A 23,501-nucleotide genomic window follows, 5' to 3' on the forward strand; every position below is an offset into this window, starting at 1 on the left:
AATGATGCCCACTTCGATCGGAGACTCGCCGCAGAGTGCCGTCGAGAACCGCACCCCGGGTGCGCGCGAGTGCGACGATTCGCGGCTGGCGCGGACGATCGCGGCGTCGTGGCAACGCTCGTCTGCTTGCGGGCTCGACCAAGACGGCTGGCGCGAGTTGCCATACAACAGCGACTTCGACGACGACAGCAGACTGATACGGGCGACGCGGCCAGTGCTAGACCGGCTGGTCACGACCATGGCCGACACCCCGAACAGCATGCTCCTTGCAGACCAGCAGGGGCGCATCGTCCAACGCTGGGTCGGTAAGAAGTCACTGCACAACAACCTGGACCAGGCGCAAGTGGCCCCCGGATTCGGCTTCCAAGAAGAGTTCGCAGGCACCAACGGGGTGGGCACTGCGCTGGAGGAGTCGACCACGGTCGCGGTGCGCGGCGAAGAACACTACGCGGACTTCCTACGCCGCTTCTCCTGCGTAGGCGTGCCCATCCACCATCCGATCACCCACAGTGTCGAGGGCATCCTGGACCTCACCTGCCTGGCCCGCGACTACAACCCATTGATGCCGCCACTACTCGTCGAGGCAGTCAGGCACATCGAGACCCGGTTGACCCAGATGTCCTCGCCATCCGAGGTCGCCTTGCTCGAGGAATTCGTGCGAACCTGTCGCACTCACCGGGGCGCGGTAGTCGCCCTTCATCCCAACATGATCCTCACCAACCCGACTGCGGTCCAGCACCTGACCCCGACGGACCAGGCAGTGCTGTGGGAAGTCGCCAGCACGCTGGCCGCTGGCGGGCGCTTGGACGGCACCGTCGACCTCGCTGGCGGCCGATTCCGACTACGCTGCACCCCAGTACAGACAAACCCTAAGCACCTGCCGGGATGGTGCTGCGCTTGGACACACACTCCCGGTCCACCCGCGGCAACGCGACAGTGGCTAACCGTGGTGCCGTGCCGCCGCCACCCTCGCTACCGGGACGCAGTCGGCAGTGGCAGCAGGTCGTGTCCCGGATCCACGACCTGGCCGATGCAGACGAACCAGTGACCCTCACAGGCGAGCCGGGCACCGGGAAACTGCGTCTGGCAAAGCACCTCTACGAACTCTCCAGCCAGCAGAAGAACGGCCTGCGCGTGTTCGACGCTGTGACGAAATCCGTAGAGCCCACACCTCTGCTACACCAAGTCGGCGAGGCGCTCAGCCTCGGCGACACCGTGATCCTGCGCAGAATCGACAACCTCCCCCACGAAGCACTGGTCCAGCTCCATTCACTGATCGGCTACGCTCCCGACACGCCGCCTGGGCAAATCGCAGGCCGATTGATCACCACCTCTCGGACCACCACAAACACCCCGGAGATGCTCGACCGCGTACTGGCGCGTTTTCCACACCATGTGTGGGTCCCGCCGTTGCATCAACGCGCCGAGGACATCGCAGACCTGACACCAGCCCTGCTCGCCGAACTGGCAGGACAGCCAACCCCGCACTGCTCGCCGCCGGTGATCCAGGGGTTAATGCGGTACCCATGGCCGGGCAACGTCGCGGAGTTGCGCGACGTGCTGACGTCCGCACTCGCCACCAGCGATGGCCGTCAGATCGAGACTCGCCACCTGCCATCCCGGGTGCTCAAGCGGGCACCCCAGCGCCACCTATCTCCGCTTGAGCACTCCGAACGAAGCGTAATCATCGAAACCTTGGACAGCGTCAATGGCAACCGCACGGAAGCAGCACACATCCTCGGAATCGGCCGGGCCACGCTGTACCGCAAGATGCGCAACCTCGGCATCGCCTCAGACCGGGAACTCTCCCGCTAAAGACAATACCGCTTTAACTTCTACGTGCACCACCTCGGTCTGGACCGCCCGGTCGCCCGGCGCGAGCATCAACCGACCACCGCGCCGGAAGCGCTCGACGAGGATGAGCAGCGCCGGTTTCTGCGTGCAGTGCAGCGACATCCCTCGGCACGGGATCGCGCGGTCGCGCTGGTGCTGCTGTACGCAGGGCTGCGTGCCGACGAACTGGCCCAGCTCTATGTCCAGGACGTGCCGATCTCCACCCGGCGAGGCAAGGTGATCGTGCGCGCCGGCAAAGGCCACGACGGCGGCACCTACCGCGAAGTACAGTTCCACCGCGCGGCCCGCGACGCCCTGCGCGCGTGGCTCGACGAACGCGCGAACTGGCCCGGTGCCGAGGCGACCTCAGCGCTGTGGCTCAACCGCCGCGGCGGGAGGCTGTCCGTGCGTAGTATCAACAGCATCGTCCGAGACCTCGCGGTGGCGGCCGGGCTGGTGCACGACTCCGGACCCGACGCAGGAAAAGCCCGGGTGCACCCGCACACACTGCGGCACACCTTCGGCACCCAACTCCTGCGCAGCGGCGTCGACGTCGTCACCGTAGCCGACCTCATGGGCCACGCCAAGCTCGACTCCACCCGCATTTACACCCGGTCCTCCGCCGCCGACCGCGCCCGCGCCATCGACACCGCACTGATCGTCGACGAGTAGCCCGATACCACGACTTACAGAGGCAGGGACTTGCGCCGAGTTTTGGCTGGTTGCCCGTTGTTGTAGGCGGTGATGTAGCCGGTCGGCTCGTGCCAGTGCGCCGACTACGGGGTTGGGAAGCAGCGGTACAGCGGTTAGCGCTAAGCCGGGATCTGCTGGGTCACGGGGACCGGATCCGGCCGAAAGTGCTGGTCGGGCTGAAGCTCACCGACGACGCGGCTGCGCACTTGGCCGAGCAGGCCACGGCGCTGAATGTCGCCTGGCGCGGCCGCGTGCGGGTTGAGCCCGGCGGGGACGGGCGTGCCCAGATCCGGGTGGGTGCGCTGGAAAAGCTGGAGGAGGCGCCGTCGCTGCTGGTGTTGCGGGAGTTGACCGAGCAGATGATGCCGCAGGTCGACCTGCCCGAGCTGCTGTTGGAGGTTCACGCCCGCGCCGGCTACCTCTCGGAGGTCACCGACGCCTCCGGCGGTGAGTCCCGCATGGAGACCGACGGACACACGGTGCTGACCGTCGCTGAGCCGATCGAGTTCCGCGCGTGATGTTTCGCAGCGAGTGCGCCGTCACACCGACCTGACCCAGTAGGCGATCGGGAAGGCCCACCCCGTTCGGGTCACATGTTCTGGGCGCCTTGCTTGATGGCTTCGCGGATGCGGTAGTAGGTGCCGCAGCGGCAGGTGTTGCGCATCTGGTTGTCGATGTCCTCGTCGGTGATCTCGCGGCCTTCGGCCTTGGTCTTCCTTACCAGGTCGATGGCGGACATGATCTGGCCGGGCTGGCAGTAGCCGCACCGCGGCACGTCCCGGTCGAGCCAGGCCTCCTGCATGGGGTGCAGGTTCTCGCCGTCGGCAACGCCTTCGATGGTGGTGATCTCGTCGTCGGGCCCGATCTTGGAGACCGGCACCGAGCAGGGGTTGAACGCTTTACCGTTGATGTGGCACGTGCAGGCCTTGCAGACGTTGATGCCGCAGCCGTACTTGGGCCCGCGGATGTTGAGCACGTCGCGCAGCACCCACAGCAGGCGCACGTCGTCCTCGATGTCGACGGTCACGCGGCGGCCGTTGACCGTGAAGGTGTGTTCCGGCACTGATCTGGCTCCTTACTGGATGAACGCTACTGGGGCTGGGCGGGGTTGAAGGTGCCCTTGGCGGCGGACGGCGCGGGGTAGAAGTCCAGACCGTTGGTCGGCGACGCTGGGATCGGCGGCTCGAACGACTTCACTTTGAACGGGACACCCTTGTTGTGTCCGATCGGGAACTCGGTCGGCATCGTGCCGCTCGCTCGCGCGTAGGCACACGCAATGGCGGCCTTCGGCGCGGGGACACCGAGCTCGCCCGCGCCGCCGACCCGTTCCCCGTTCGCCGGCATGACGATGACGTTCACCTCGGGCGGGGAGTTCCACATCCGGGTGTAGCGGTAGTCATCCCAGCTGCCTTCCAGGAAGTTGCCGTCGCGCAGATGTTCGCTTTCGGTGAACACCTGCCCGATCGCGGAGTGGATGCCACCCTCCATCTGGGCTTTCAACCCGAGCGGGTTGATCGGCAGACCCACGTCGACCACCATCGTGACCCGCCTGACCCGCGGCCCGGTCGTCGCGCCGGGAATCGTGCGGTTCGCCGTCTGCGGCCGGGCATCGACCTCGGCGATCACCGCCGTGACACTCTTGTACTCCTCGCCCTGCGCCACGCCGTTCGGCAGGGAGCGGCCCCACTGGCCCTCGTCGCGGACCGTTTCCAGCACCTTCCTGGTGCGGGGGTCCTCCAGATTGTCCATCCGGAACTGCAGCGGGTCCTTGCCCAGCTTCGCCGCGATCTGGTCGACGATCAGTTCCTGCGCGGGCCGGACATCGGGATTGTTGAGATTGCGGTGACTGCCGGTGTTGAACGAGTCGTAGGTGAGGATCTCGTTGTAGCCCAGCACGACGCCGCCGAAGTCGTAGGGGACGTTCGCGGTGAGCAGGAAAATCGTCTGCGAGAATCCCACCTCGTTTGCGAACGGCAGCTTCGCCGCGGTCGCGGTGATGGCCTCGCCGAAGCCCATCGTGTAGTCGGTGGCCACGCTGGTGTGCCGCTGCTCGAAGGTGAGCACGCCGAGGTTCTTATTGAAGGTTGCCCGGACCTTGGAGGTGCACATCGGATGCGCCCGGCCTGCGCGGCACTCGTCGGTGCGGTGGCCCATGTAGCGCACCGGCTTGCCGATCTGCTTCGACACGCGCACCGCCTCGAGACAGGCGTCGCTGAACATCCGCCGCCCGAACGCCCCGCCCCCGCGGGTGACGTGCACGGTGACCTTGTTGACCGGCAGCCCCAGCTCATGGGCGATCTGCCTCTGCGTGTAGATCGGCGCCTGCAGCGGAGACCAGATCTCCGCGCGGTCCTCCCGGACATCGGCGACCGCCACATTCGGCTCCATCGCGGCGTTGTTGCGCCAGTAGAAGACGAACTCCTGCTCGATCGCCTCCACCGGGCCTTCGATGGGCCCGGCTGCACGCCCGAGATTCTTCGTCACCAGCGGCAGCGCACCACCGAGCTTGTCCAGCGCGGCGGGCGGGTTCGGCACCGCCAACGGTGCCTGAGCCTGCCGGAGTTTACCGAGGATCGACTCGTCCGACTCACCGTCGACCGGGCCGGGGCCCAGGTAATCTCCAGCGCCCGCACGGCGTCGATGCACTGGCCGAAGGTGCGGCCCCGCACCGCCACCGCGGACTGTCCGCTCGCGCCGAAGTGGGGTTCCGCGTCGGTCGAGATCGTGACGACGTCGGTGATGCCCGGCATGTTACGGACCTGCTCGGCGTTGTTCACCGCCTCCACCTTGCCCTTGATCGTCGGCGGCCGGGCGATCATGGTGGGCAACGCTTTCGGGAAGTCCAGGTCCGTGGTGTAGACCTTCTGGCCGGTCACGGCCAGACGGGCGTCATCCCGACGTTGTTCCTTGCCGATGATGGTGAACTCGGACTGGGGTTTGAGGTCGTTCAGCGACACCGTGACCTGCTTGGTCAATTCGTTGGCCGCGTCGGTCGCCAACTCAGCGAACGGGATACTTGACCCGGTCTTGGAGATGATCCGGCCCGCGCGGGTCCGCAGGTTGCGGACCTCGTCACCGAGTTTGATCGACGCGGCCTCGAGCAAGCTGCGCTTGGCGAGGGCGGCGGCCAGCCGGATCGGAGTGAACTGGGTGATGGCCGTGTTCGTGCCCGCGGTGAACTGGTTGAACAGCAACTTGGGACGCGCGTCGGCGGGCTCGACCGTGACCTGCTCGACGGGCATGTCCAGTTCCTCGGCGATCAGCATCGCCGCCATGGTCGTCACGCCCTGCCCGTTTTCCGCTCGCGGCATCGCCAACGACGCGGTGCCGTCCTTGTTGATCACTACGGTAATCAGGTTGGCGGTCGGGCGGGCGGTAAGCATCAGGAGATCGCTGAGATCTGCGACCTCGGAGATCTCCGGGACCGACGGGGCAGCCTCCGCGGCTGCCATGCCCAGGGTGGATTCCCCCAGCTGCACGCCCACAGCCAGCGTCGGCGCCGCGAGCAGATACCCCAGGAATCGGCGTCGGCTCGCCACGTGCGGTCCGTCTTCCTCGGATTGGGCGCTACGACGGTCAGCATTCATCGGTGAATTCCTTTCCAGCGGCGGCGGTGCGCCCCGTCACGTCACCTCGGCGGGGACCATCCACAGGTTCTGATCATTGCTCAACCTCGGGCCCGACACCACGTCGGCCGCGGCCGCTCTCGCTGCCGACGGGCGGCCCTCAGCTTGTCAGCGGATACTCGGCGAACCTTTCGCGCAGGGTCTTCTTGGAGAACTTGCCGACCCCGGTCTTGGGCACCTCGTCGATGAACTCCACCGCGTCGGGCAGCCACCACTTGGCCACCCGGGGCCGCAGGTGGTCGAGGATCTCTTACTCGGTCGCCGTCTCGCCGGGCTTGAGCACGACGCAGGCCAGCGGGCGCTCGCCCCACTTCGGGTGCGGCACCGCCACCACCGCGGCCTCGGCGACCTTCCGGTGGCTCATGATCGCGTTCTCCAGGTCGACCGAGGAGATCCACTCGCCGCCGGACTTGATCAGGTCTTTGGTGCGGTCGGCGATACGGATCGACCCGTGGGGGTCCATCGCCGCGATGTCGCCGGTGCGCATCCAGCCGTCGTCGGTGGTCAGCGCGACACCGGCGTCGGGGTTGTAGTAGTCCTTCGCACACCATGGGCCGCGCACCTGCAGCTCGCCGGTCGCGGTGTCGTCCCACGGCTGTGGTTGCAGACTGTCGGCATCGACGACACGGGCCTCGACCCCGAAGATCGGGATGCCGGCGCGGGCCCGCTGGTCGGCCTGGGTGGCGGCGTCCGCGTCGGCGTAGCGGCGGGGCAGCACGGCCGAGGAGGCCAGCGGGCTGGTCTCGGTCATACCCCAGGCCTGCAGGATCGGCAGCCCGACCTGCTCGCGGTAGGCCTCCGACAGCGCCTCGGGCACCGCCGAGCCCCCGCAGCCGATCTCCCGCAGCCGGTGCGGCCGACCGGCCAGGTGCGGCAGCACCCCCTGCCAGACCGTCGGCACCCCGGCGGTGAAGGTCACCCCCTCGTCCACGATCAGGTTCGCCAGCGCCTCGGGCTGCATGACCGGGCCGGGCAGCACCAGAGCGGCGCCGGCGGCCGGGGCGGCGTGCGCGATGCCCCAAGCGTTGGCGTGGAACATCGGCACGACCGGCATCGCGACGTCACCCACCCCCAGGCCGAAGGCGTTGGCCGACAGCGCGGCCAGGGTGTGCAGCACCGGTCGGCATCCCCGCAGGTCTCACTGGGTGGGCCTGGCTGGATGGGTGATGGTGAGCAGATGATGGCGAGCCGCTGGCAGGACGAGGGCGAGGGGCTGCTCCGGGTGGTGGAGCGCATCGCCCTGATTCTGAACGAGGCCGGGGTCCCGCGGATGTCCGCCAGGGTGTTTGCCTACATGCTCGCCGACGGCGCCGGCCGCTACACCTCCGCCGCGCTCGCGGAAGGGCTTCGGGTCAGTCCGGCCGCGATCTCGGGGGCGGTGCGCCATCTCACCGCGACGCGGATGGTGGTCAAGGAACGCGAACCCGGGAAGAGGACGGAGCTCTATCGGATCTGTGACGGCAACGTCTGGGGCATGGTCGTGGCCGCCTGGGTCCCGGTTCTCAAGCAGTGGCAGTCCACGCTGGAGAGCGCCACGGTCGCGCTCGGCGCTCCCGGCGGTGAAGGCCATCGATTGGCTGAGGCGGCGACGTTCATCGCGTTCCTGCGCAGCGAGCTGGAGGGAATGCTGGTGCGCTGGTCTGATCACCGGCTGGATTCTCGGTGACCGAGACACCGGCGGTGATGGTCGACCGCGTTCGGCCGTGCCGGCAGACCGGGTCGATCTGGTGGGGCTGCTGAACGTGCCCCCAGGGTTCGGCTCCGGATGCTTCCGGGGCACTTCAGTCGCGGACCTCGACGTGTTGTCGATCGGTGGCCTCGGCCTGCTGGTTGAGCATGGTCAGCAGCTTGTCGCCCTCGACGTCGAGGTCCGGCAGCAGCCGGTCGAGCCAGCGGGGCAGCCACCATGCTCGCTCGCCGAAGAGGGCCATGAGCGCCGGGACGAGGGTCAGCCGGACGACGAAGGCGTCGATGAGGATGCCAGCGGCGAGAGCGAAGCCGATCTGCTTGATCATGATGTCGTGGCTGAAGATGAAGCCGGAGAACACCGCGACCATGATGATGGCGGCCGCGACGACGACCCGGCTGGCCTGGTCGAACCCATGGACGACGCTGTGTCGGGCCGGCTGGCCGTGAATGTGCGCCTCGCGCATCGAAGAGACCAGGAAGACCTCGTAGTCCATGGCGAGTCCGTAGAGGATGCCGGTCACGATGATCGGCATGAAACTCATGAGTGGGCCGCCGGTGTCGAACCCGAAGAGGCCGCCGAGCCAGCCCCACTGGAAGACGGCGGTGGTGGCGCCGAAGGTAGCCAGGATGCTGAGCAGGAAACCGGCTGTGGCCTTGATCGGAACGACCACGGAGCGGAAGACGAGCATCAGGATCAGGACGGAGAGGACGATGATGATGCCGAGGTAGAGCGGGAGGACGTCGGCGAGTTTGTCGGACATGTCGATGCCGATAGCGGTGAACCCGGTCACGCCCAGCCGCACCTGGTTGTTCTGGGCGATCGCGTTGCTGGGCTCGCGCAGCGACTTCACAAGATCGCTGGTGGCCTCGTCGCTGGGACCGGAGGTGGGGATGACGCTGAACACGGCCAGGTCGCCGGCCTCGTTGACGCCGACGGGTGCGGCCAGCACGATGTCGTCTCGGTGTTGGAACTCGCCGATCAGTTTCGCGGTCAGCTCGGGTGTGACGCGGCCTGCGGTGCCGGTGGGCTCCGCGGTGACCAGGAGCGGGCCGTTGAATCCCGCACCGAAGCCGTGGGAGACCGCCTCGTAGCTCTGTCGGGCGGCGGTGTCCTGGTTCGCGGTCGCACCGGTTGGGATGCCCAGGTTCATGCTGGCCGCTGGGATCGCCATCACGCCCAGGATCGCGACCACGCCGCCGATGACGGGCCACCGGAACCTGATGACACCCTTGACCCAGTGGTCGGCGACACTGTGGGACTCCGCGTCCACCTTGGCGTAGCGTCGGGCTCGGGCCTTGTCCGAGCAGATCCCCTCCCCGACCAGCCTAACAGCGCGGGCAGCAGGGTCAGTGCGATGAGCACGGCCAGGGCCACCGTGGACGCCGCGACCAGGGCCATCGTGGAGAGCATCGCGATGCCGATGACGGTCAGCGCGGTCAGCGCGATGAGGACGGTCAGGCCGGCGAAGAAGACCGCGCTGCCTGCGGTGCCGACTGCTCTGCCTGCTGCCTCCCGCGCGGTGAGTCCCCAATCTAGAATCAGCCGTCGCTGCCGGTTGACAACGAACAGCGCGTAGTCGATGCCGACGGCGAGGCCGACCATGAGACCGAGCACGGGCGTGGCGGAGTTCATCTCGACGGCCGTGGAGAGCGCGTACGCGCCGCCCACGCCGATGCCGATGCCGACCAGCGCGGTGATCAGGGCAGGCCGGCCGCGATCAGCGAGCCCAGGGTGAGCACCAGCACCAGGGCGGCGACGGCGAGACCGATCACCTCGCCAACACCGACTGGGATCTCGATAGCCTTGAGCGAGCCGCCCGGGAGAACGGTGATCCCCGTACCCTGCTCGGCACGCTCCACCACCTCGACCACCGAGCTGACGTCCTCAGGTGTCAATGAGGTGGAGGCGACCGTGAACTGGAACTGGAACAGCGCGACCTGCCCGTCCGAGGACACGAGCACGCCGGGCACCGGTGCCCCGTCCACCAGCAACGGCTGGTAAGGAGGCGTCTGCTCCTGGTCCGGCCCGGCCGGCGGAGTGCCCGGTGCCTTCTCCTCGGGCGTGCCTGGGGTGCCCTTCTCAGAGGTACCCGTGGCGAGGTCGAGGGGGTTGACGACCTTGTCGAGGTCATAGACGTCACTGACGGTGCCGCTGATCACCGCGAGTCGCTCCGCTGTGTCGAGGCGCTCACCGTCGGGCGCGGTGAAGACCACACTGGCCTGCCCTCCCGACGCGGCGGGGAGCTCATCGGCTACGCGGTCGAGCACAGTCTGGGCCTCGGTGCCCTCGATCTTCATCTCCGAGCTGACGCTCACCCCGTTGATGGCGACCGCACCGACGACCACTGCGAGGGCGGCGAGCCAGCCCGCAATGAACAGCCACGGTCTGCCGAACGCCGTTCGCCCGAGCCGGTACAAGAAAGTGGACATGGGGGCTGGTGCTCCTTGAGGGCAAAGAGGGGCGGTGTCTTCTAGGTCTAGAAGCCGTGGCGCAGGTAGTCGAAGGTGATGTCGAGGAACGAGCTGTAGTCCATCGAGGCGGGGCTGGGGTCGTTCTCGCCGCCGAGGTCCACATCAAGGGTTCCCTCTAGGGCCGCCATCACGGCGCCGTACACGGCACCGAACAACAGCGGCACGTAGACGGTGGGGTACCGGTCCCCCGCCACCGAACCCAAGAGTTCCTGCGCGGTATGGCGCATGCGTTGCTGAACGCCCAGCACGTAGGGCTCCAGGGTCGGATACTGCCGCGCCATCGCCATCAGCTCGCGCATCCTCACCAACGCGTCCGTGGTGAACTGCGTCTTCATCACAGCCAACAGGACATCGAGCAGCGGCAGGTCAGAGGGAAGGCCAGCCAGGATCGCGCTGGCATCGTCGACACCACCGAACGCGACCGAAGCGACCGCCTCCTCCTTGCAAGAGAAGTGGTTGCCGAAGGTCCGCCGCGAGTACCCCGCCCGCTCCACCACGTCCGCGGTGACAAACCCCGACAAGCCGCGCTCACGGGTCAGCTCGAACGCCGCCTTGGCCAGCGCCTCTCTCGTCGCCTCGCGCTTGAGGTCCCGCAACCCACGATCCACGCCCTCAGTATGCCCGCCTCTGCCCAATGAGCAAAATTGCCAAATGTGCACATCGATGCTCGCCTCGGCGCGGTTGCCCCCAGGCAGCCGTCCGACGACGGCGGGCCGCTGACGTGACGGCACGACGGGCTTCGTAGCGGACGGCGAGGTCGGAGGCCCCTGAGAATCGGAGGTGCCACTCGTCGCGGCATCCGGCTCAAGCAAGCCGCTGCGGGCGTGCGGAGTTGAGGTGCTCGTTTCCTGCGCCTGTAGGACGCATGGACGAGGCGGGTTTGAGTGCCGCCCGACATGCTGCATCTCCCGTGGTTGACGAGGTAGTCGTGCTTAATCGCCCTGCGGGTGACATGCAGCCACCATCGTTGCCATCCGTGTGGGGAGTGTGCCCTGACTTGGGCTACGAAACCGGTCTGATAGTTGGCACGGTCTTCGACCTGGTCGGCGCCGGGCACGCACCAGTGCACCGCGCTCGCGACGTCGCAGATTCCAGGCCTCGCCCTGGCTCGCCACGCTGTCGGCCTCGACAATCTGACCTCGGCAAGCCAGGACGATCTGGTGGCCGCGCTTCTCCCGGCCTCGTCCCGGCTCTGGCCACGCGAGAATGGCGGGCTGGTGCGCTCGCTGTCTCTCCACCGGTTATGGTTGGTATATGCAACCACTTGGGTCGAAGGCCGACTTGGTCTCGGTGGAGTCCATCGAGCAGGAGCTGACTTTGTTGGTGCGGCGCGCCCAGAAGGTGCATCTGCGCGGGGGCCCGACCGAGCAGGTCGTGGAGAGGGCCGCCTATGGCATCCTTGCGTGGCTCCATGACACCGGCCCACTGCGGCCCAGTGCGCTGGCAGCACACTTCCACCTGGACGCCTCGACGATCAGCCGGCAGGTCGCCTCCCTGGAGCAGGCCGGCCTGATCACGCGGGAAGCCGACACCGAGGACCGACGCGCCTTCCGGCTGCGGCTCACCGAGCGCGGCCGAAGCGTCTTGACCACGACTCGGGCGGAACGACGCGGTGTCGTCCGGGAGTTGCTGCAGTCGTGGTCGCCCGAGGATCTGGCGAGCTTCGCTTCCCTGCTCGCCGCGTTCAACGCCGGCCTCGACAAGCATCTGGCCTCGGACCCGCACAGCGCAGAAGGGAGCCAGCGATGAGCACGCCGTCCTCCCCCGGAGCCGGTGTCCCGGGGGTACCCGGCGAACAGGTGATGCCGGGGCTGACGCACCGGCAGATCCTCACCGTCCTGGTGGGGCTCATGATGGGGATGCTGGTCGCCGCCCTGTCCCAGACGATCGTGGCCACGGCGCTGCCCACCATCGTCGGCGAGCTCGGCGGCCAGGACCAGCTGGCCTGGGTCGTCTCGGCCACCTTGTTGACCTCGACCGCCTCCACACCGATCTGGGGCAAGCTGTCGGACCTGTACGGCCGCAAGATCATGTTCCAGTCCGCGATCGGGATCTTCCTGGTCTCCTCCCTGGCCTCGGGGTTCGCCCAGAACATGGGGCAACTCGTCGGATTCCGGGCCGTGATGGGAGTCGGCGTTGGCGGGCTGATGGCACTGTCCCAGGCGATCATCGGCGACGTCGTCAGCCCCCGCGAACGCGGCCGCTACCAGGCTACATCGGCTCGGTCTTCGGCCTGGCCACCGTCGCCGGGCCACTGCTCGGTGGCTTCCTGGTCGAGCACCTCTCGTGGCGGTGGACCTTCTGGGTCGGAATCCCCATCGGCATCGCGGCCCTGGCGGTGACCGAACGTGTGCTGAAGCTGCCGTTCCCGCGCCGCAGGCATGCCACCGACTGGTTGGGGGCGTTCTTCATCGTCGCCGGGATCAGCGCCCTGCTGTTGATGCTCTCGCTCGGCGGCAAGGAGTTCGCCTGGAACTCGGGCTGGACCTACGGGCTGACCGCGGTCACGGTGCTCATGCTCGCGCTCACCGTCTGGCAGGAGCGCCGGGCGGTCGAACCGATCATGCCCCCGCGACTGTTCACCAACCACACCTTCGTCATCACCAGCCTGGCCGGTTTCGCGGTCGGGGTCGCCATGTTCGGCGCCATCATCTTCCTCCCGCAGTACCTGCAGATCGTCAAAGGCGAGTCACCCACCGCATCCGGCCTGCTGACGCTTCCCCTGATGGTCGGCCTGCTGGCCACGTCCATCGCCTCCGGACGCATGATCACCCACACCGGCCGCTACAAGATCTACCCCGTCGTCGGCCTGTTGGTCGCCGTCCTGGGGCTGACGCTGATGAGCCGGATGTCGGTGGACACCTCGCTGTGGCTGGCCGGGGTGTTCATGTTCATCACCGGCGCAGGCATCGGCATGGTGATGCAGGTCCTCGTGCTGGCGACCCAGAACGCCGTGCCCCACGCCGACCTCGGCGTCGCGACCTCCGGAGCCACCTTCTTCCGCTCCCTCGGCGGCGCGATGGGAGTCGCAGTCTTCGGCGCACTGCTCACCCACCGCCTCCGCGACACCATCCCCGCGCAGCTCAAGGCGGCCGGGGTCACCGCCGACCAGATGCCCGCCGGGACTGCCACCCAGGGCAGCCCCGAACAGATCGCGGCGCTGCCCGAGCCCATCCATCTCGCAGTCACCACCGGGTTCGCCGAGGCGCTGCAAACCACCTTCCTCGCCGCCGTACCGTTCGCGCTGCTCGGGTTCGTCATCCGGCTCTTCCTGCGCGAAACCCCGCTGCGACAGACCCGCGGACACACCTCCGCCGAGGACCTCGCCGCCGCATTCGAAACCTCGGTCGACCCCGACGCGCATCTCACTGACCACGAGAACCGACCCGGACCGGGCGAGCCCTCCAGGAAGGTTGGTCAGCCGGGTGACTGATGGGCGGCCTCCGAGTGTCTGTCAAACAAATTTCGGACGCGCCCCGGCCGCGGTCCTTTCGAGGGGCTGCGCTGGGAGCCCTGCTCAAGGGTTCTGGTGGGCGCGTCGGAAGTGGCTCGGTGAGTTGCCAGTCCATGCTTTGAAGGCGTGCGAGAAGTTGGTGACGTCGCTGTAGCCGAGTTCGGCGGCGACCTCACTGACCGACGTGGACCGGTCGAGCAGCCGTATCCGGGCGCGGTCGAGCAGGGACTTCTGGAGGAGTTCGCGGAAGCTGGTTCCCTCCGCGGCGAGGCGGCGTTTTAGCGTGCTCGAGGAAATCGAGAACTCATCCGCGACTGACTGGATCGTCTTCACCCCTGGCCGGTCGTCCAACAGCTCCCGCACTCTGCGGGTGAAGTCCTGGGTGCCGGCCCGACGTTCGAGCGCCTGCTGGAGGTCGGTGATGGCGACTTCGTAGGCGAGTGGGTCGGGGAAGCGGCAGGCTGTGTGCAGCGTTTGTGCAGGGATATGCAGGTAGGACAGGGGGGCGTCGAAGATGAGCCGAGCCCCTGGCCAGGCCTCTCCAGGCAGGACGCTCGGCTCCGGCCAGCGACTATGCATGGTCACCTCCGACGTGTCGCCGACCAGCACGTCGATCAACCGCATGAGGGCCAGTCCGCAGTAGGTGATGACTAGACAGTCCAGGTCGAGGTCTCCTGCGTTCCCGGACAGCCGGATCGTCAGGTCCTCCGGCTGGCGATCGAACTGGGTGGTGACGGCCTTGGTGATCACCGGAAGATAGGTCAGCAGCTGCACGACCTCGGCGACGGTTCCTGCGCTGACCAGCGGCACGCTCATCGGCCCGAAGGACGTGAGCTGGGCCTGTTCCGCGCAGGCGATCCCCAGCCGGGTCGCCTGCTCGGCGTCGAGTTCGGGATAGACCTCGCGAAACCACCGCAGCGGTGCTTGCGCTTGGGTCCGAATCAGAGTCAGCTCGCCGGTTCCCTCGCGCGTCATGATGGCGCGGAACTCCTCCACGGCGTTTTGATCGATCGCTGAACTGCTCAGCAGTTGCACGAACACAAGAGATGGGACGCCTGGCTCGTCTCTCCACATAGCGATCCTCACGTGATCCGAACTCACAACAGGGTGGCACGGCTTCAACATGGCCTTGTCGGATGCCGACGACAATCATGAAGGAAGTGTCCGTCTTGTAGTCAAGAGTGAGGTAGTTGTAGATGGCAGTCGTTACCTTCGTGTCGCACGACGGGGAGAAGCACGAGGCGCCCCTCGAGGAGGGCTGCTCGCTGATGCAGGTCGCGACGAACAACGCCATTCCGGGCATCGATGGTGACTGCGGCGGAGAGGCCGCCTGCGGCACCTGCCACGTGATCGTGGATCCCGCCTGGGCCGACAAGGTCGCCCGTCCGGTCCGGTGGAAGAGGAGATGCTGTCGATGAACCCCGAGCGACACGCGACGTCTCGGCTGTCCTGCCAGATCAAGGCCTCCGAGTCATGGGATGGCCTGACCGTGCAACTGCCCGAATTCCAGATGTAGCAGGAGGTGTCGACGAGATGAAGATCCCTGAAGCAGCCAAGAGGCAGGTCGAGGCCGCCATCCCGCTGGATCGACAGGTCCAGGCCGCACACCTATACGACAAGGGCCGACGCTGGTTGACCCGCACGAACGGGCAGAAGATGTTCGTCGAACGCCCGATCCCGCCGGTCGAAGAAGTCGCGCTCGAAGACATCGACCTCAGCAACCCGTTCCTCTACCGGCAGGGGCGCTGGGCCTCCTACTTCAAGCGCCTACGCGAAGAGGCCCCGGTCCACTACCAACCTCACAGTCCCTTCGGGCCGTTCTGGTCGGTCACGCGTCACGCCGACATCATCGCGGTGGACAAGAACCACGAGGTCTTCTCCGCGGAACCTCTCATCGTCATCGGGGCGCCGCCGCGGTTCATGGACATTTCGATGTTCATCGCCATGGACCCGCCCAAGCACGACGTTCAGCGCCGCTCCGTCCAAGGGGTGGTGGCTCCGAAGAACCTCCGCGAGATGGAGGGCCTCATTCGCGAGCGCGTCAGGGACGTCCTGGACAACCTGCCCGTCAACGAACCCTTCGACTGGGTGAGCACCGTGTCGATCGAGCTCACCGCCCGCATGTTGGCGACGCTACTGGACTTCCCCTTCGAGCAGCGGCACAAGCTCGTCGAGTGGTCGGACCTGGCCACTTCGATGGAGCAGGCCAACGGAGGCCCCTCCGACAACGACGAGCTGTTCCGCGGCATGGTGGGCATGGCGCGTGGACTCAGCGCATTGTGGCATGACAAGGCCGCCCGCCTCGCGGCCGGTGAAGAGCCCGGGTTCGACCTCATCACCATGCTGCAGAGCGACGAGAGCACCAAGGACCTGATCAAGCGTCCCATGGAGTTCGCCGGTAACCTGATCCTGCTCATCGTGGGGGGCAACGACACAACGCGCAACTCGATGAGTGGTGGCGTTCTCGCGCTGAATCAGTTCCCCGACCAGTTCGAGAAGCTCAAGGCCAATCCGGACCTGATCCCGAACATGGTCTCGGAGATCATCCGCTGGCAGACCCCGCTTGCCTACATGCGCCGGATCGCCAAGACCGACACCGTGCTCAACGGCCAGTTCATCCGTAAGGGTGACAAGGTGGTGATGTGGTATGCGTCCGGCAACCGCGATGAGACTGTGTTCGAGCGGCCGGACGAGTTGATCATCGACCGGCCCAACGCCCGCAACCACATCGCTTTCGGGTTCGGCGTGCACCGGTGCATGGGCAACCGGTTGGCCGAGCTGCAGCTGCGGATCCTCTGGGAGGAGCTCCTCCCGCGCTTCGAGAGGATCGATGTGGTCGGGGAGCCGGAGTACGTCCAGTCCAACTTCGTTCGGGGCATCAGCAAGCTGATGGTCAAGCTCACCCCCAAGGATGCCGGATGAGCTCAGCGCGCGCGGTGGTGGTCGGTGCCAGCCATGCCGGGGCGCAGCTGGTCACCAGCCTCCGCCAAGAGGGCTGGTCCGGTGAGATCGTGCTGGTCGGTGACGAGTCGGTACTGCCCTACCAGCGACCTCCTCTGTCGAAGGCTTACCTCGCTGGCAAGTGCTCGCTGACGGAGTTGGCCATTCGCTCCCAGGACTTCTACCTCAAGCAGGGCATCGAGTGCCTGGACGCCTTCGTGGAGGAGATCGATCGTTCGGCTCGCCAGGTCCTGCTCAGCACGGGGGACAGACTGTCCTATGACGCCCTGGCTCTCTGCACCGGCGCACGCCCACGGCGCCTGCGCGCCGCCGGCACCCAGCTCGATGGGGTGCACTACCTGCGTCAGTCATCCGATGTGCAGCGGATCCGCGAGGACGCCATCCCCGGACGGCGCGCCGTCATCGTCGGTGGTGGCTACATCGGCCTGGAGACCGCCGCGTCGTTGCGCGCGCTGGGGCTCGACGTCACCGTGCTGGAGGCCGCAGACCGCGTCCTCGAGCGGGTGACCGCTCCTGAGGTGTCGGCATTCTTCACGCGCATCCACCAACATGAGGGAGTCGACGTGCGGGCGAGCGCATCGGTCGAGGCGCTGGTCGGCGACCACCGCGTCCGCGAGGTGGTCTTGGCGAGCGGCGAGCCTGTGACAGCCGATCTCGTGATCATCGGGGTCGGTATCGAGCCGACCACGGAACTGGCCGAGGCAGCCGGCTTGGCCGTGGACGACGGGATCTTGATCGACGCGCACGCGCGCACCAGTGATCCCACCATTGTGGCCGCCGGGGACTGCGCCTCGCAGGACATGCCACGTTACGGCCGACGGATCCGCCTGGAGTCGGTGCCGAGCGCGGTGGAACAGGCCAAGGTGGCAGCGGCGACCATCTGTGGAAAGGACAAGGAGGTCACGGCGCTCCCGTGGTTCTGGTCGGACCAATACGACCTCAAGCTCCAGATCGCGGGACTCAACACGGGCTATGACGACATCGTCCTGAGCGGTGACCCGACCGCCGACCGCGACTTCACCTGCTACTACCTGCGGAAGGGCGAGCTGATAGCCGCTGACTGCGTCAACCGTCCCCGGGACTTCATGACCACCAAGCGCATGCTCGGCCAGGGGACCCCAGTCGATACGGCCGCCCTGACCGCAGAGGTTGCGGTGTAACGAAGCCGGCCGACCGCTGACCGTGGTCACCACCGAGGCACCGCCCAGCGCGGCGAACAAGGATGGCTTGGATGTCGACTGCGTGGACGGCGATAGGACTTCTGTCTATCATTCTGGGCGTCCGTGAATCGCGTCGGTTGCAGACGTGAGGCACGCCCCCAGAGGCGCACGCGGTCCTGCATGGTGGCTGGTGTTGCTCGTTTGCAGACCGTTGCTGCTGGGGGCCAGGAGAGTGGACTGGCGCGGCACGGAACGCCTCGCCGGACGGGAGGTGCGGTGCTGGCGGTCAGCCCTGTCTCCCAAACCGATCCGTTGTTCCTGGCGGAGATGATCCTGGCCCAGGGGTCCGGCCCCCGGTTCATGGCAAAGACGAGCCTGTTTCAGAGCAGAGCTGTCGGCTGGTGGTTTCGGCCGGCCGCCACGTCGAGGTCGATCGTTCCGACGGCCGAGCTGGGCTCCGCGCCGCGGTCGAAGCCGTGGACCGCGGCGCCCTCGTCGTCTACCCGGAAGGTTCGATCACGAAGCGGCCGGATGGACGTCTGATGTCGCTCAGGGGTCGGGTACTGTTCGCATCACGCTGGAGACGAGACGTCAGCTCCATTGACTCCTGTTGCACAGTGGGGCGTGCAGACGATCGTGCCAGCCTACGAACGGAGGGTGGTGTTGGGCCTTCGTCGTCCGGTCATGCTGCTGGTCGGGGACCGGTGCCATTCGAGGACCTCCAAAAGTTGCCGACGACCACGGCAGTTGGTGCGGGGGATGCAGAGACTCCATGACAGCCTCGTCGCCATGGTCGACCGGCTGGCCGACGAGCACGCACGGTAGCTTGGTCTTGTCCAGGCCGGTGACGGGAGTCGGTAGCGAGACAGAGATCGCTACCCTGTCTTTCATGCGGGCACACTCCATGCGCGAACGGTTCAGGGAGCACATGCGCTCGGCTGTCCTTGAGGCTGCCCACGACTTGATCGTCGACCGCGGCTGGGACCGGGTGCGCATGGGGGAGGTGGCGGATCGAGCCGGGGTGTCGCGGGCAGCTCTCTACAAGGAGTTCGGTGACAAGGCTGGCCTCGGAGAAGCCGTCGTGCTTCGGGAAGCCTCGCGCTTCCTGGAGGGCATCCAGGGGGCGCTGGAGGCGCACGTCGGCGATGCGAAGCGCGGCATCGCTGCAGCCGTCGACTACACCTTGGACGAGGCGGGGCGTAGCCCCCTGCTCAAGGCGGTGCTCATCTCCAACCGTGACCTGGATGCGGGGAGTCAGGCGTTCACGGGGATGCTCCCGCTGCTCACGACTTCCGCGCGGCTTCTCGACCTTGCCTCCGACACCCTGGCCGGATGGGTCGCAGAGAGTTACCCGAGTCTTCCCGAAAACGACGTCATCGACGCGGCCGACACCATGGTTCGCCTGACGGTCAGTCATCTGGCGCTGCCCAGATGGAACCGGACCGCGACGGCGCGCAAGATCTCAGAGGTCGCGGTCCGGTTCCTCTCCCTCGAATCGTGACCTGCGCCGGATGGCACGATGGGAGCAGTCTGAACTGAGCTCAGTGGCGTACTGCGTGTTCGTCTGCGCCCTGCTGCTGACGTAGCACCGTCTAGAGAACCTTTCCGGTCGCTGTGCGGGGCAACTCGGTCACGAACTCGACCCGGGTAGGGCACTTTGAAGTGGGCAAGCCGCTCCCGGGTGTACGCGATGAACTCCTCGGCCGTCGCCTCGGCGGCGTTGGGGAATTGTCAAGACCTGTGGTTCGCCGTGTCACGCGGCTAGCTGATCACCTCCTGATTGCTCGGGTCGTTCGACGAACTTGCCCTTCTCGAAGCAGGCATCGGCACGGATGAGGACGACCAGGTGGGGCGCGTTGACGGCACGCCAGCGGGCCGGGGCGGAATCGATGAGCTTGAACGTCATCGCGACCCCGGCGGCCCGCGAGCCGGGGCCCTTGGTGACCCGCTGCCGATGCCGGACAGTGGCGAAGGTCGACTCGATGCTTATCTTGAATCACCAAGCTGATCATGGTTGTGGCCTGCGTGTTTGCGTCAAAGACGGTGTCGTCAAGGTGGCGGCGCGAGGTCTGCGTCGGCATTTCAGCAGGGGACCGATCGTTACCGAAGAGTGACGGGTGGACGGGTTCGGTGACGACTTGGTGGTGTTGGTCTGTCGGTTCGCGCGGAGCTGTCCGAGGGCTTGATCGAGCTGGCGCCAGAGCCGCTGGTTCCCCTCGGCGAGGTCTTGGTTGCGCTTGTTGGCGATTGCCAGTCGGTGGAGTGGACAGGAGTCGCTGCTGCGTTGCCGAGATGGTATTGGAGCGTTCGACGTGCGCTCGCCGAGGCCCCGCAGCTGTTGGATTTGATCTTTGATGTCTGGCTGGGTGTAGAGCCAGGAACGGGAGACCTCGGCCTTGCGGGCGACGGCTTCAAAGGTGTTGGTGCTGCCGGGCTGGTCGAGTTCGCGCAATGCCCGTACTGCTTTGGCGCGGGTGAGCTCGTGCCGCCGCTGGGCGGCGGTGATCAGGTGGGCTGTGTCATCAGCTCGCATCGGACACTCTCGTGTCGACGTCGGCCTCGTCGTGCAGAGTGTTGATGATCCGGTCGAGGTTGCTGAGGACCTGCTGATTCAATTCGTCCAGGCGTTGCTGGCCGCGGGCTTCAGCGGCGGTGATGATCTGCAGAACCTGCTGCCGGTGCACGCGGTGCTGCGCATACTGCAGCTCCAGCTTCAGCTGCCCAACCAGCTGATCGAGACGGATCGTCTCGCAGGCCAGGGCCGGGATCTGGTTGAAGCCTCGCGCGAACTCATCGCATGTTCATCCGTGTCAACGGGCTGCTGGACACGAACTGGACGTTGCACGACTTGCGGCATACGACCGCGTATCGGATGGCACGAGCATGGAGTCATGAGCTCTGTCGATCCGGGCCGTGTCGCGGTGGGTCTGGCCGCGCGACGGGATCCGCAGATGCCGATCACCGATGTCCAGTGGGTTCTCGGGCATGCGTCGTTGTCGGCAACACAGCTGTGTACCAACCCATTGCCGGAGGACGTGATCGCCTCGGTGCTGGCCCACCATGAGCGCCGCAACACGGCGCCGACCACCACCGTGTCGGGGCGGGACGACGGTGCCGTGTCGCGGTATCGGTGGGAGTCGCTGGATGTGTTGTTCGGGCGGTGGCAGGCATGACCGAGGCCGCGGGGACGTCGGCGCGGGTGAAGCGGCGCTCGGAACATTCCTATCGCCCGACCAGCGTGCATGCGGCCGAGGAGTTGAAGCACCGATTCCCGCCTCGGGTCGTGCTGGTGCGCTGGCCGGCCACGGCCGCGTCGCGGGCAACGGTGCTGCGGCGGCTGGCGATGCCTCCGCTCGCATGTGAGGACGCCCACACTCGGCAGGTGCAGGACCTCGGGGTGCGGGCCGTGCTGGACTGGCTGGCCGAGTTCCCCGGGGATTCCTGACAGGACCGGCTGCTGGCCAGCACCACCCTCGCTGAGGGCGACGAGGCGGGCTGGAAGTCCGCCGCAGCGGACTGGTGGTCGGCCACCGGAGGCGCCGCGATGTCAGCCAAGCGGTGTCACTTGCTGGTCTCTACCGGGCTGATGGGCCTGATCTGCGCCGATGTGCTGCGCCCGGACATGAGCTGGTTCATCAGCCCGGCCACCCCGAAAAACCTGACCGTGCACCTGGCCCGCACACGTGACCCGCAAGGCTGGGCGCTGCTACATCCCCGTTGTGATGCCGACCGGCGAGCCTGGCCACCAAAGCAACGGCGCTCTGCCGCATCGCGGTCCTCCAAGCGGCCAAGGGCGGAACGTTGGCCGCGATCACCATCGGCGACTGCCTCGAGCTGCTGCAGGCGGTGCACCGCATCGGGGGCGGCAAGACCACCAGCGGCTACTTCTATCAGCTGCTGCACGCTATCGGGATCTTCGAGCCTGCGCTCCGGCGACGGTGCGCGCGTTCAGCACCACCGGGCAGCTCAGCATCGAGGACCTCATCGACCGCTACCGCATCGCCTGCCGACCCGTCCGGAATCTGTTCGTGGACTACCTCCGCGAGCGTGTATCCACAATGGACTATGCGACGCTGCAGCGGTTGGCGGCCACGCTGGCCAAGCTGTTTTGGGCCCGAGTTACACGCCCTGTTGGTTCAGCCGTTTCTGCCTGGCCCAGGGGTGGTCTGCCCGTGGCTGATGAGGAAGTCGTCAACCAGGTGTGCGCAGAACTGTTCGTCGTTGGGGGTGCCGGTGACGAGGCGGTTAAAGATGAGGGGCCCAATGAGGTGGGCGAGAGCGGCGGTGGTGTCGGTGCCGGGGCGGAGTGCGTTGTGGGCGGCGTCGCTGGTGAGGACGGCGTCGAAGGGTTGGCGGTATAGCTCGATGATGCGGCGACGCAGGGTGTGCAGGCGTGGCCGGTCGCTCTGGGTGGGACTCGGGGGTGTTGGTGCGATGCTCATGCCGAGCCAGGACAGCACGGTCAGCTGCAGGGGGGCGTGGTCGATGAGGTGGGCTTGGTTGGTCAACAGCGTGAGCAGCCGTTCGCGTAGGGGGCCGTGGGCGGGTGCAGGTGCGACCGGGGGCAACAGGCGTTCGAAGGCGGCGGCGAGCAGTTCGGTGCCGGTGCCGAAGTGGCGGTAGAGGGTCGCGCGGGCGATGCCGGCGGTGCGGGTGACCGCGTCGATGGTGACCGCGTCGATGCCGCCTTCGGCCAACAGGTGGGTGGCGGCGTCGAGCAGCCGTGCGCGGGAGCGTGCCAGCGCGGGTCTTCGTCCGGGGTGTCGGGTGTGGGAGCGGCGGCGGTGGACATCGATCTCCTGCGTATCCAGAGGGCGGTGCGGGCGTGAGCAAGCCTAACGACAGCCAGACTTGTGAAACCGTCAGTCTAGGTCCGATACTGTCGGTTCACAATTGTTCGAGGCTTGTGGGTGATGGGTGTGGCGGAGTCGGCCGGGGGAACGGGCGGGGCGCGCGGTGGCTGGACGCTGGCGGTGTCGTGTCTGGCCGTGGCGTTGGTGATGGCCGGGGTGGCGTCGCTGACCACGCGTTGCCGGAGCTGGCGGCGGATATTGGGGCGAGTCAGACGCAGGCGACGTGGATTGTGGATGCCTACACGTTGGTGCTGGCGGGCGTCTGTTGCCGGCGGGCGCGGTGGGGGACCGTCTCGGGCGGCGCGGTGTGCTGCTGGCTGGGCTGGTCGTGTTCGCGGTGGGTTCGGCGCTGCCGGTGGTGGTGGATACGCCGACAGGGGTGATTGTGTGCCGGGCGGTCGCGGGGTTGGGGGCGGCGCTGGTGATGCCGGCGACGTTGTCTCTGCTGACCGCGGAGTTCCCTGCACGGCAGGCCGCGCGTGCGGTGGGGGTGTGGGCGGGTTTTGCCGGGGCGGGTGCGGTGCTGGGCATTCTCGGGGCCGGCGCGTTGTTGGCGGTCTGGTCGTGGCGGGCGGTGTTCGTGGCCACCGCGGTGTTGGCGCTGCTGCTGGTGGTGGGTGGCTGGTTCGTGCCGTCGTCGCGTGAGCCCGCGGCGCCCAGGCTGGATGTGCCGGGGGCGGTGCTGTCGGCGGCGGCGGTGGGGTTGGTGGTGTTCGGGGTGATCGAGCTCCCGATCACGGCTGGGACAGTGCGCTGGTGG

General features: G+C 67.0%; 22 protein-coding genes and 5 pseudogenes. 15 read left to right on the forward strand and 12 right to left on the reverse strand.

Annotated elements, in window-relative coordinates; all coding sequences use genetic code 11:
• Window positions 1–4 precede the first annotated feature (4 nt).
• Window positions 5–1,048, forward strand: a complete 1,044-nt coding sequence (locus tag BJF85_RS28095) for a hypothetical protein (protein ID WP_158057007.1) — start codon at window positions 5–7, stop codon at window positions 1,046–1,048.
• Window positions 1,006–1,815 carry a helix-turn-helix domain-containing protein gene (locus BJF85_RS18715; protein ID WP_075849387.1) on the forward strand — a complete coding sequence of 270 codons (810 nt, stop codon included), beginning with the start codon at window positions 1,006–1,008 and terminating at the stop codon, window positions 1,813–1,815. Before BJF85_RS28095 ends, BJF85_RS18715 begins: the two co-directional genes overlap by 43 nt.
• Here BJF85_RS18715 and BJF85_RS28100 read toward each other — a convergent pair.
• Entirely contained in the window at window positions 1,792–1,956 is a 165-nt protein-coding gene (locus BJF85_RS28100) for a hypothetical protein (protein ID WP_158057008.1), read from the reverse strand. The genes BJF85_RS18715 and BJF85_RS28100 overlap by 24 nt on opposite strands.
• On the opposite strand from BJF85_RS28100, the gene BJF85_RS18720 reads away from it, so the two are divergent.
• Window positions 1,945–2,505, forward strand: a complete 561-nt coding sequence (locus BJF85_RS18720; RefSeq protein ID WP_158057009.1) for a tyrosine-type recombinase/integrase — start codon at window positions 1,945–1,947, stop codon at window positions 2,503–2,505. The genes BJF85_RS28100 and BJF85_RS18720 overlap by 12 nt on opposite strands.
• Window positions 2,506–2,690: 185 nt before the next feature.
• Window positions 2,691–3,044 carry a hypothetical protein gene (locus BJF85_RS18725; protein ID WP_075849391.1) on the forward strand — a complete coding sequence of 118 codons (354 nt, stop codon included), beginning with the start codon at window positions 2,691–2,693 and terminating at the stop codon, window positions 3,042–3,044.
• A 71-nt stretch (window positions 3,045–3,115) separates the two neighbouring features.
• On the opposite strand, the gene BJF85_RS18730 is transcribed toward BJF85_RS18725, so the two are convergent.
• From BJF85_RS18730 to BJF85_RS18740, 4 genes and pseudogenes are all read right to left on the reverse strand, one after another.
• Entirely contained in the window at window positions 3,116–3,589 is a 474-nt protein-coding gene (locus tag BJF85_RS18730) for a (2Fe-2S)-binding protein (protein ID WP_075849393.1), read from the reverse strand.
• Window positions 3,590–3,615: 26 nt separating this feature from the next.
• The gene (locus BJF85_RS31560; protein ID WP_369822235.1) at window positions 3,616–5,061 is read right to left on the reverse strand and encodes a molybdopterin cofactor-binding domain-containing protein; all 1,446 of its coding nucleotides are present in this window, start codon (window positions 5,059–5,061) and stop codon (window positions 3,616–3,618) included.
• Window positions 5,007–6,113, reverse strand: a complete 1,107-nt coding sequence (locus tag BJF85_RS31565) for a molybdopterin cofactor-binding domain-containing protein (RefSeq protein ID WP_369822219.1) — start codon at window positions 6,111–6,113, stop codon at window positions 5,007–5,009. The genes BJF85_RS31560 and BJF85_RS31565 overlap by 55 nt, the downstream gene beginning before the upstream one ends.
• Before the next feature lie 139 nt (window positions 6,114–6,252).
• Window positions 6,253–7,269, reverse strand: a pseudogene (locus BJF85_RS18740) (AMP-binding protein).
• A 42-nt stretch (window positions 7,270–7,311) separates the two neighbouring features.
• On the opposite strand from BJF85_RS18740, the gene BJF85_RS18745 reads away from it, so the two are divergent.
• A complete protein-coding gene (locus BJF85_RS18745; RefSeq protein ID WP_075849395.1) occupies window positions 7,312–7,818 on the forward strand; it encodes a GbsR/MarR family transcriptional regulator in 507 nt (168 codons plus the stop codon).
• A gap of 115 nt (window positions 7,819–7,933) precedes the next feature.
• Here BJF85_RS18745 and BJF85_RS29050 read toward each other — a convergent pair whose 3' ends face one another.
• The 3 genes and pseudogenes from BJF85_RS29050 to BJF85_RS18755 form a co-directional block, all read right to left on the reverse strand.
• Window positions 7,934–9,034: an MMPL family transporter gene (locus tag BJF85_RS29050; protein WP_222844587.1), complete on the reverse strand. Its 1,101-nt coding sequence runs from the start codon at window positions 9,032–9,034 to the stop codon at window positions 7,934–7,936.
• Window positions 9,013–10,271 (reverse strand): annotated as a pseudogene (locus tag BJF85_RS30445) (MMPL family transporter). Before BJF85_RS30445 ends, BJF85_RS29050 begins: the two are co-directional and overlap by 22 nt.
• A 47-nt stretch (window positions 10,272–10,318) precedes the next feature.
• The gene (locus BJF85_RS18755; RefSeq protein WP_075849397.1) at window positions 10,319–10,921 is read right to left on the reverse strand and encodes a TetR/AcrR family transcriptional regulator; all 603 of its coding nucleotides are present in this window, start codon (window positions 10,919–10,921) and stop codon (window positions 10,319–10,321) included.
• Between the two features lie 414 nt (window positions 10,922–11,335).
• On the opposite strand from BJF85_RS18755, the gene BJF85_RS31570 reads away from it, so the two are divergent.
• The 3 genes and pseudogenes from BJF85_RS31570 to BJF85_RS18765 all read left to right on the forward strand — a co-directional run.
• Window positions 11,336–11,728 carry a hypothetical protein gene (locus BJF85_RS31570; RefSeq protein ID WP_158057011.1) on the forward strand — a complete coding sequence of 131 codons (393 nt, stop codon included), beginning with the start codon at window positions 11,336–11,338 and terminating at the stop codon, window positions 11,726–11,728.
• Window positions 11,613–12,062 (forward strand): MarR family winged helix-turn-helix transcriptional regulator, encoded by a 450-nt coding sequence (locus tag BJF85_RS18760; protein WP_369822236.1) that lies wholly within the window; start codon window positions 11,613–11,615, stop codon window positions 12,060–12,062. Before BJF85_RS31570 ends, BJF85_RS18760 begins: the two co-directional genes overlap by 116 nt.
• Window positions 12,019–13,746: pseudogene (locus BJF85_RS18765) on the forward strand (MDR family MFS transporter); the annotation flags it as partial. The gene BJF85_RS18760 and the pseudogene BJF85_RS18765, both read left to right, overlap by 44 nt.
• An 84-nt stretch (window positions 13,747–13,830) precedes the next feature.
• Here BJF85_RS18765 and BJF85_RS18770 read toward each other — a convergent pair.
• Complete coding sequence (locus tag BJF85_RS18770; protein ID WP_255375750.1) at window positions 13,831–14,808, reverse strand: AraC family transcriptional regulator; 978 nt, start codon at window positions 14,806–14,808, stop codon at window positions 13,831–13,833.
• Between the two features lie 155 nt (window positions 14,809–14,963).
• On the opposite strand from BJF85_RS18770, the gene BJF85_RS18775 reads away from it, so the two are divergent.
• The 4 genes from BJF85_RS18775 to BJF85_RS18800 all read left to right on the forward strand — a co-directional run bounded on the left by BJF85_RS18775 (window position 14,964) and on the right by BJF85_RS18800 (window position 19,389).
• The gene (locus tag BJF85_RS18775) at window positions 14,964–15,185 is read left to right on the forward strand and encodes a 2Fe-2S iron-sulfur cluster-binding protein (protein WP_255375751.1); all 222 of its coding nucleotides are present in this window, start codon (window positions 14,964–14,966) and stop codon (window positions 15,183–15,185) included.
• Between the two features lie 115 nt (window positions 15,186–15,300).
• The gene (locus tag BJF85_RS18780; RefSeq protein ID WP_075849403.1) at window positions 15,301–16,689 is read left to right on the forward strand and encodes a cytochrome P450; all 1,389 of its coding nucleotides are present in this window, start codon (window positions 15,301–15,303) and stop codon (window positions 16,687–16,689) included.
• Window positions 16,686–17,888, forward strand: coding sequence for an NAD(P)/FAD-dependent oxidoreductase (locus tag BJF85_RS18785; protein ID WP_075849404.1), 1,203 nt, complete (start codon window positions 16,686–16,688; stop codon window positions 17,886–17,888). Before BJF85_RS18780 ends, BJF85_RS18785 begins: the two co-directional genes overlap by 4 nt.
• Before the next feature lie 904 nt (window positions 17,889–18,792).
• Complete coding sequence (locus BJF85_RS18800; RefSeq protein WP_255375752.1) at window positions 18,793–19,389, forward strand: TetR/AcrR family transcriptional regulator; 597 nt, start codon at window positions 18,793–18,795, stop codon at window positions 19,387–19,389.
• Between the two features lie 252 nt (window positions 19,390–19,641).
• Here BJF85_RS18800 and BJF85_RS18805 read toward each other — a convergent pair.
• A pseudogene (locus BJF85_RS18805) lies at window positions 19,642–19,872 on the reverse strand (IS256 family transposase); the annotation flags it as partial.
• Between the two features lie 24 nt (window positions 19,873–19,896).
• The gene (locus tag BJF85_RS18810) at window positions 19,897–20,421 is read right to left on the reverse strand and encodes a DUF6262 family protein (RefSeq protein ID WP_075849410.1); all 525 of its coding nucleotides are present in this window, start codon (window positions 20,419–20,421) and stop codon (window positions 19,897–19,899) included.
• Window positions 20,422–20,452: 31 nt separating this feature from the next.
• Here BJF85_RS18810 and BJF85_RS29070 point away from each other — a divergent pair, with 31 nt between their 5' ends.
• Together BJF85_RS29070 and BJF85_RS18825 are read left to right on the forward strand one after the other, a co-directional pair.
• Window positions 20,453–21,061, forward strand: coding sequence for a hypothetical protein (locus BJF85_RS29070; protein WP_222844592.1), 609 nt, complete (start codon window positions 20,453–20,455; stop codon window positions 21,059–21,061).
• Window positions 21,058–21,333, forward strand: coding sequence for a hypothetical protein (locus BJF85_RS18825; RefSeq protein WP_075849416.1), 276 nt, complete (start codon window positions 21,058–21,060; stop codon window positions 21,331–21,333). Before BJF85_RS29070 ends, BJF85_RS18825 begins: the two co-directional genes overlap by 4 nt.
• 691 nt (window positions 21,334–22,024) lie before the next feature.
• Here BJF85_RS18825 and BJF85_RS18830 read toward each other — a convergent pair.
• Window positions 22,025–22,585 (reverse strand): TetR/AcrR family transcriptional regulator, encoded by a 561-nt coding sequence (locus BJF85_RS18830; protein ID WP_255375754.1) that lies wholly within the window; start codon window positions 22,583–22,585, stop codon window positions 22,025–22,027.
• Between the two features lie 463 nt (window positions 22,586–23,048).
• Between BJF85_RS18830 and BJF85_RS30450 the strand changes: the two are divergent.
• Window positions 23,049–23,486 (forward strand): annotated as a pseudogene (locus BJF85_RS30450) (MFS transporter); the annotation flags it as partial.
• Between the last annotated feature and the right edge of the window lie 15 nt (window positions 23,487–23,501).

It is taken from the genome of Saccharomonospora sp. CUA-673, from assembly GCF_001942305.1.
Taxonomy (GTDB): domain Bacteria; phylum Actinomycetota; class Actinomycetes; order Mycobacteriales; family Pseudonocardiaceae; genus Prauserella.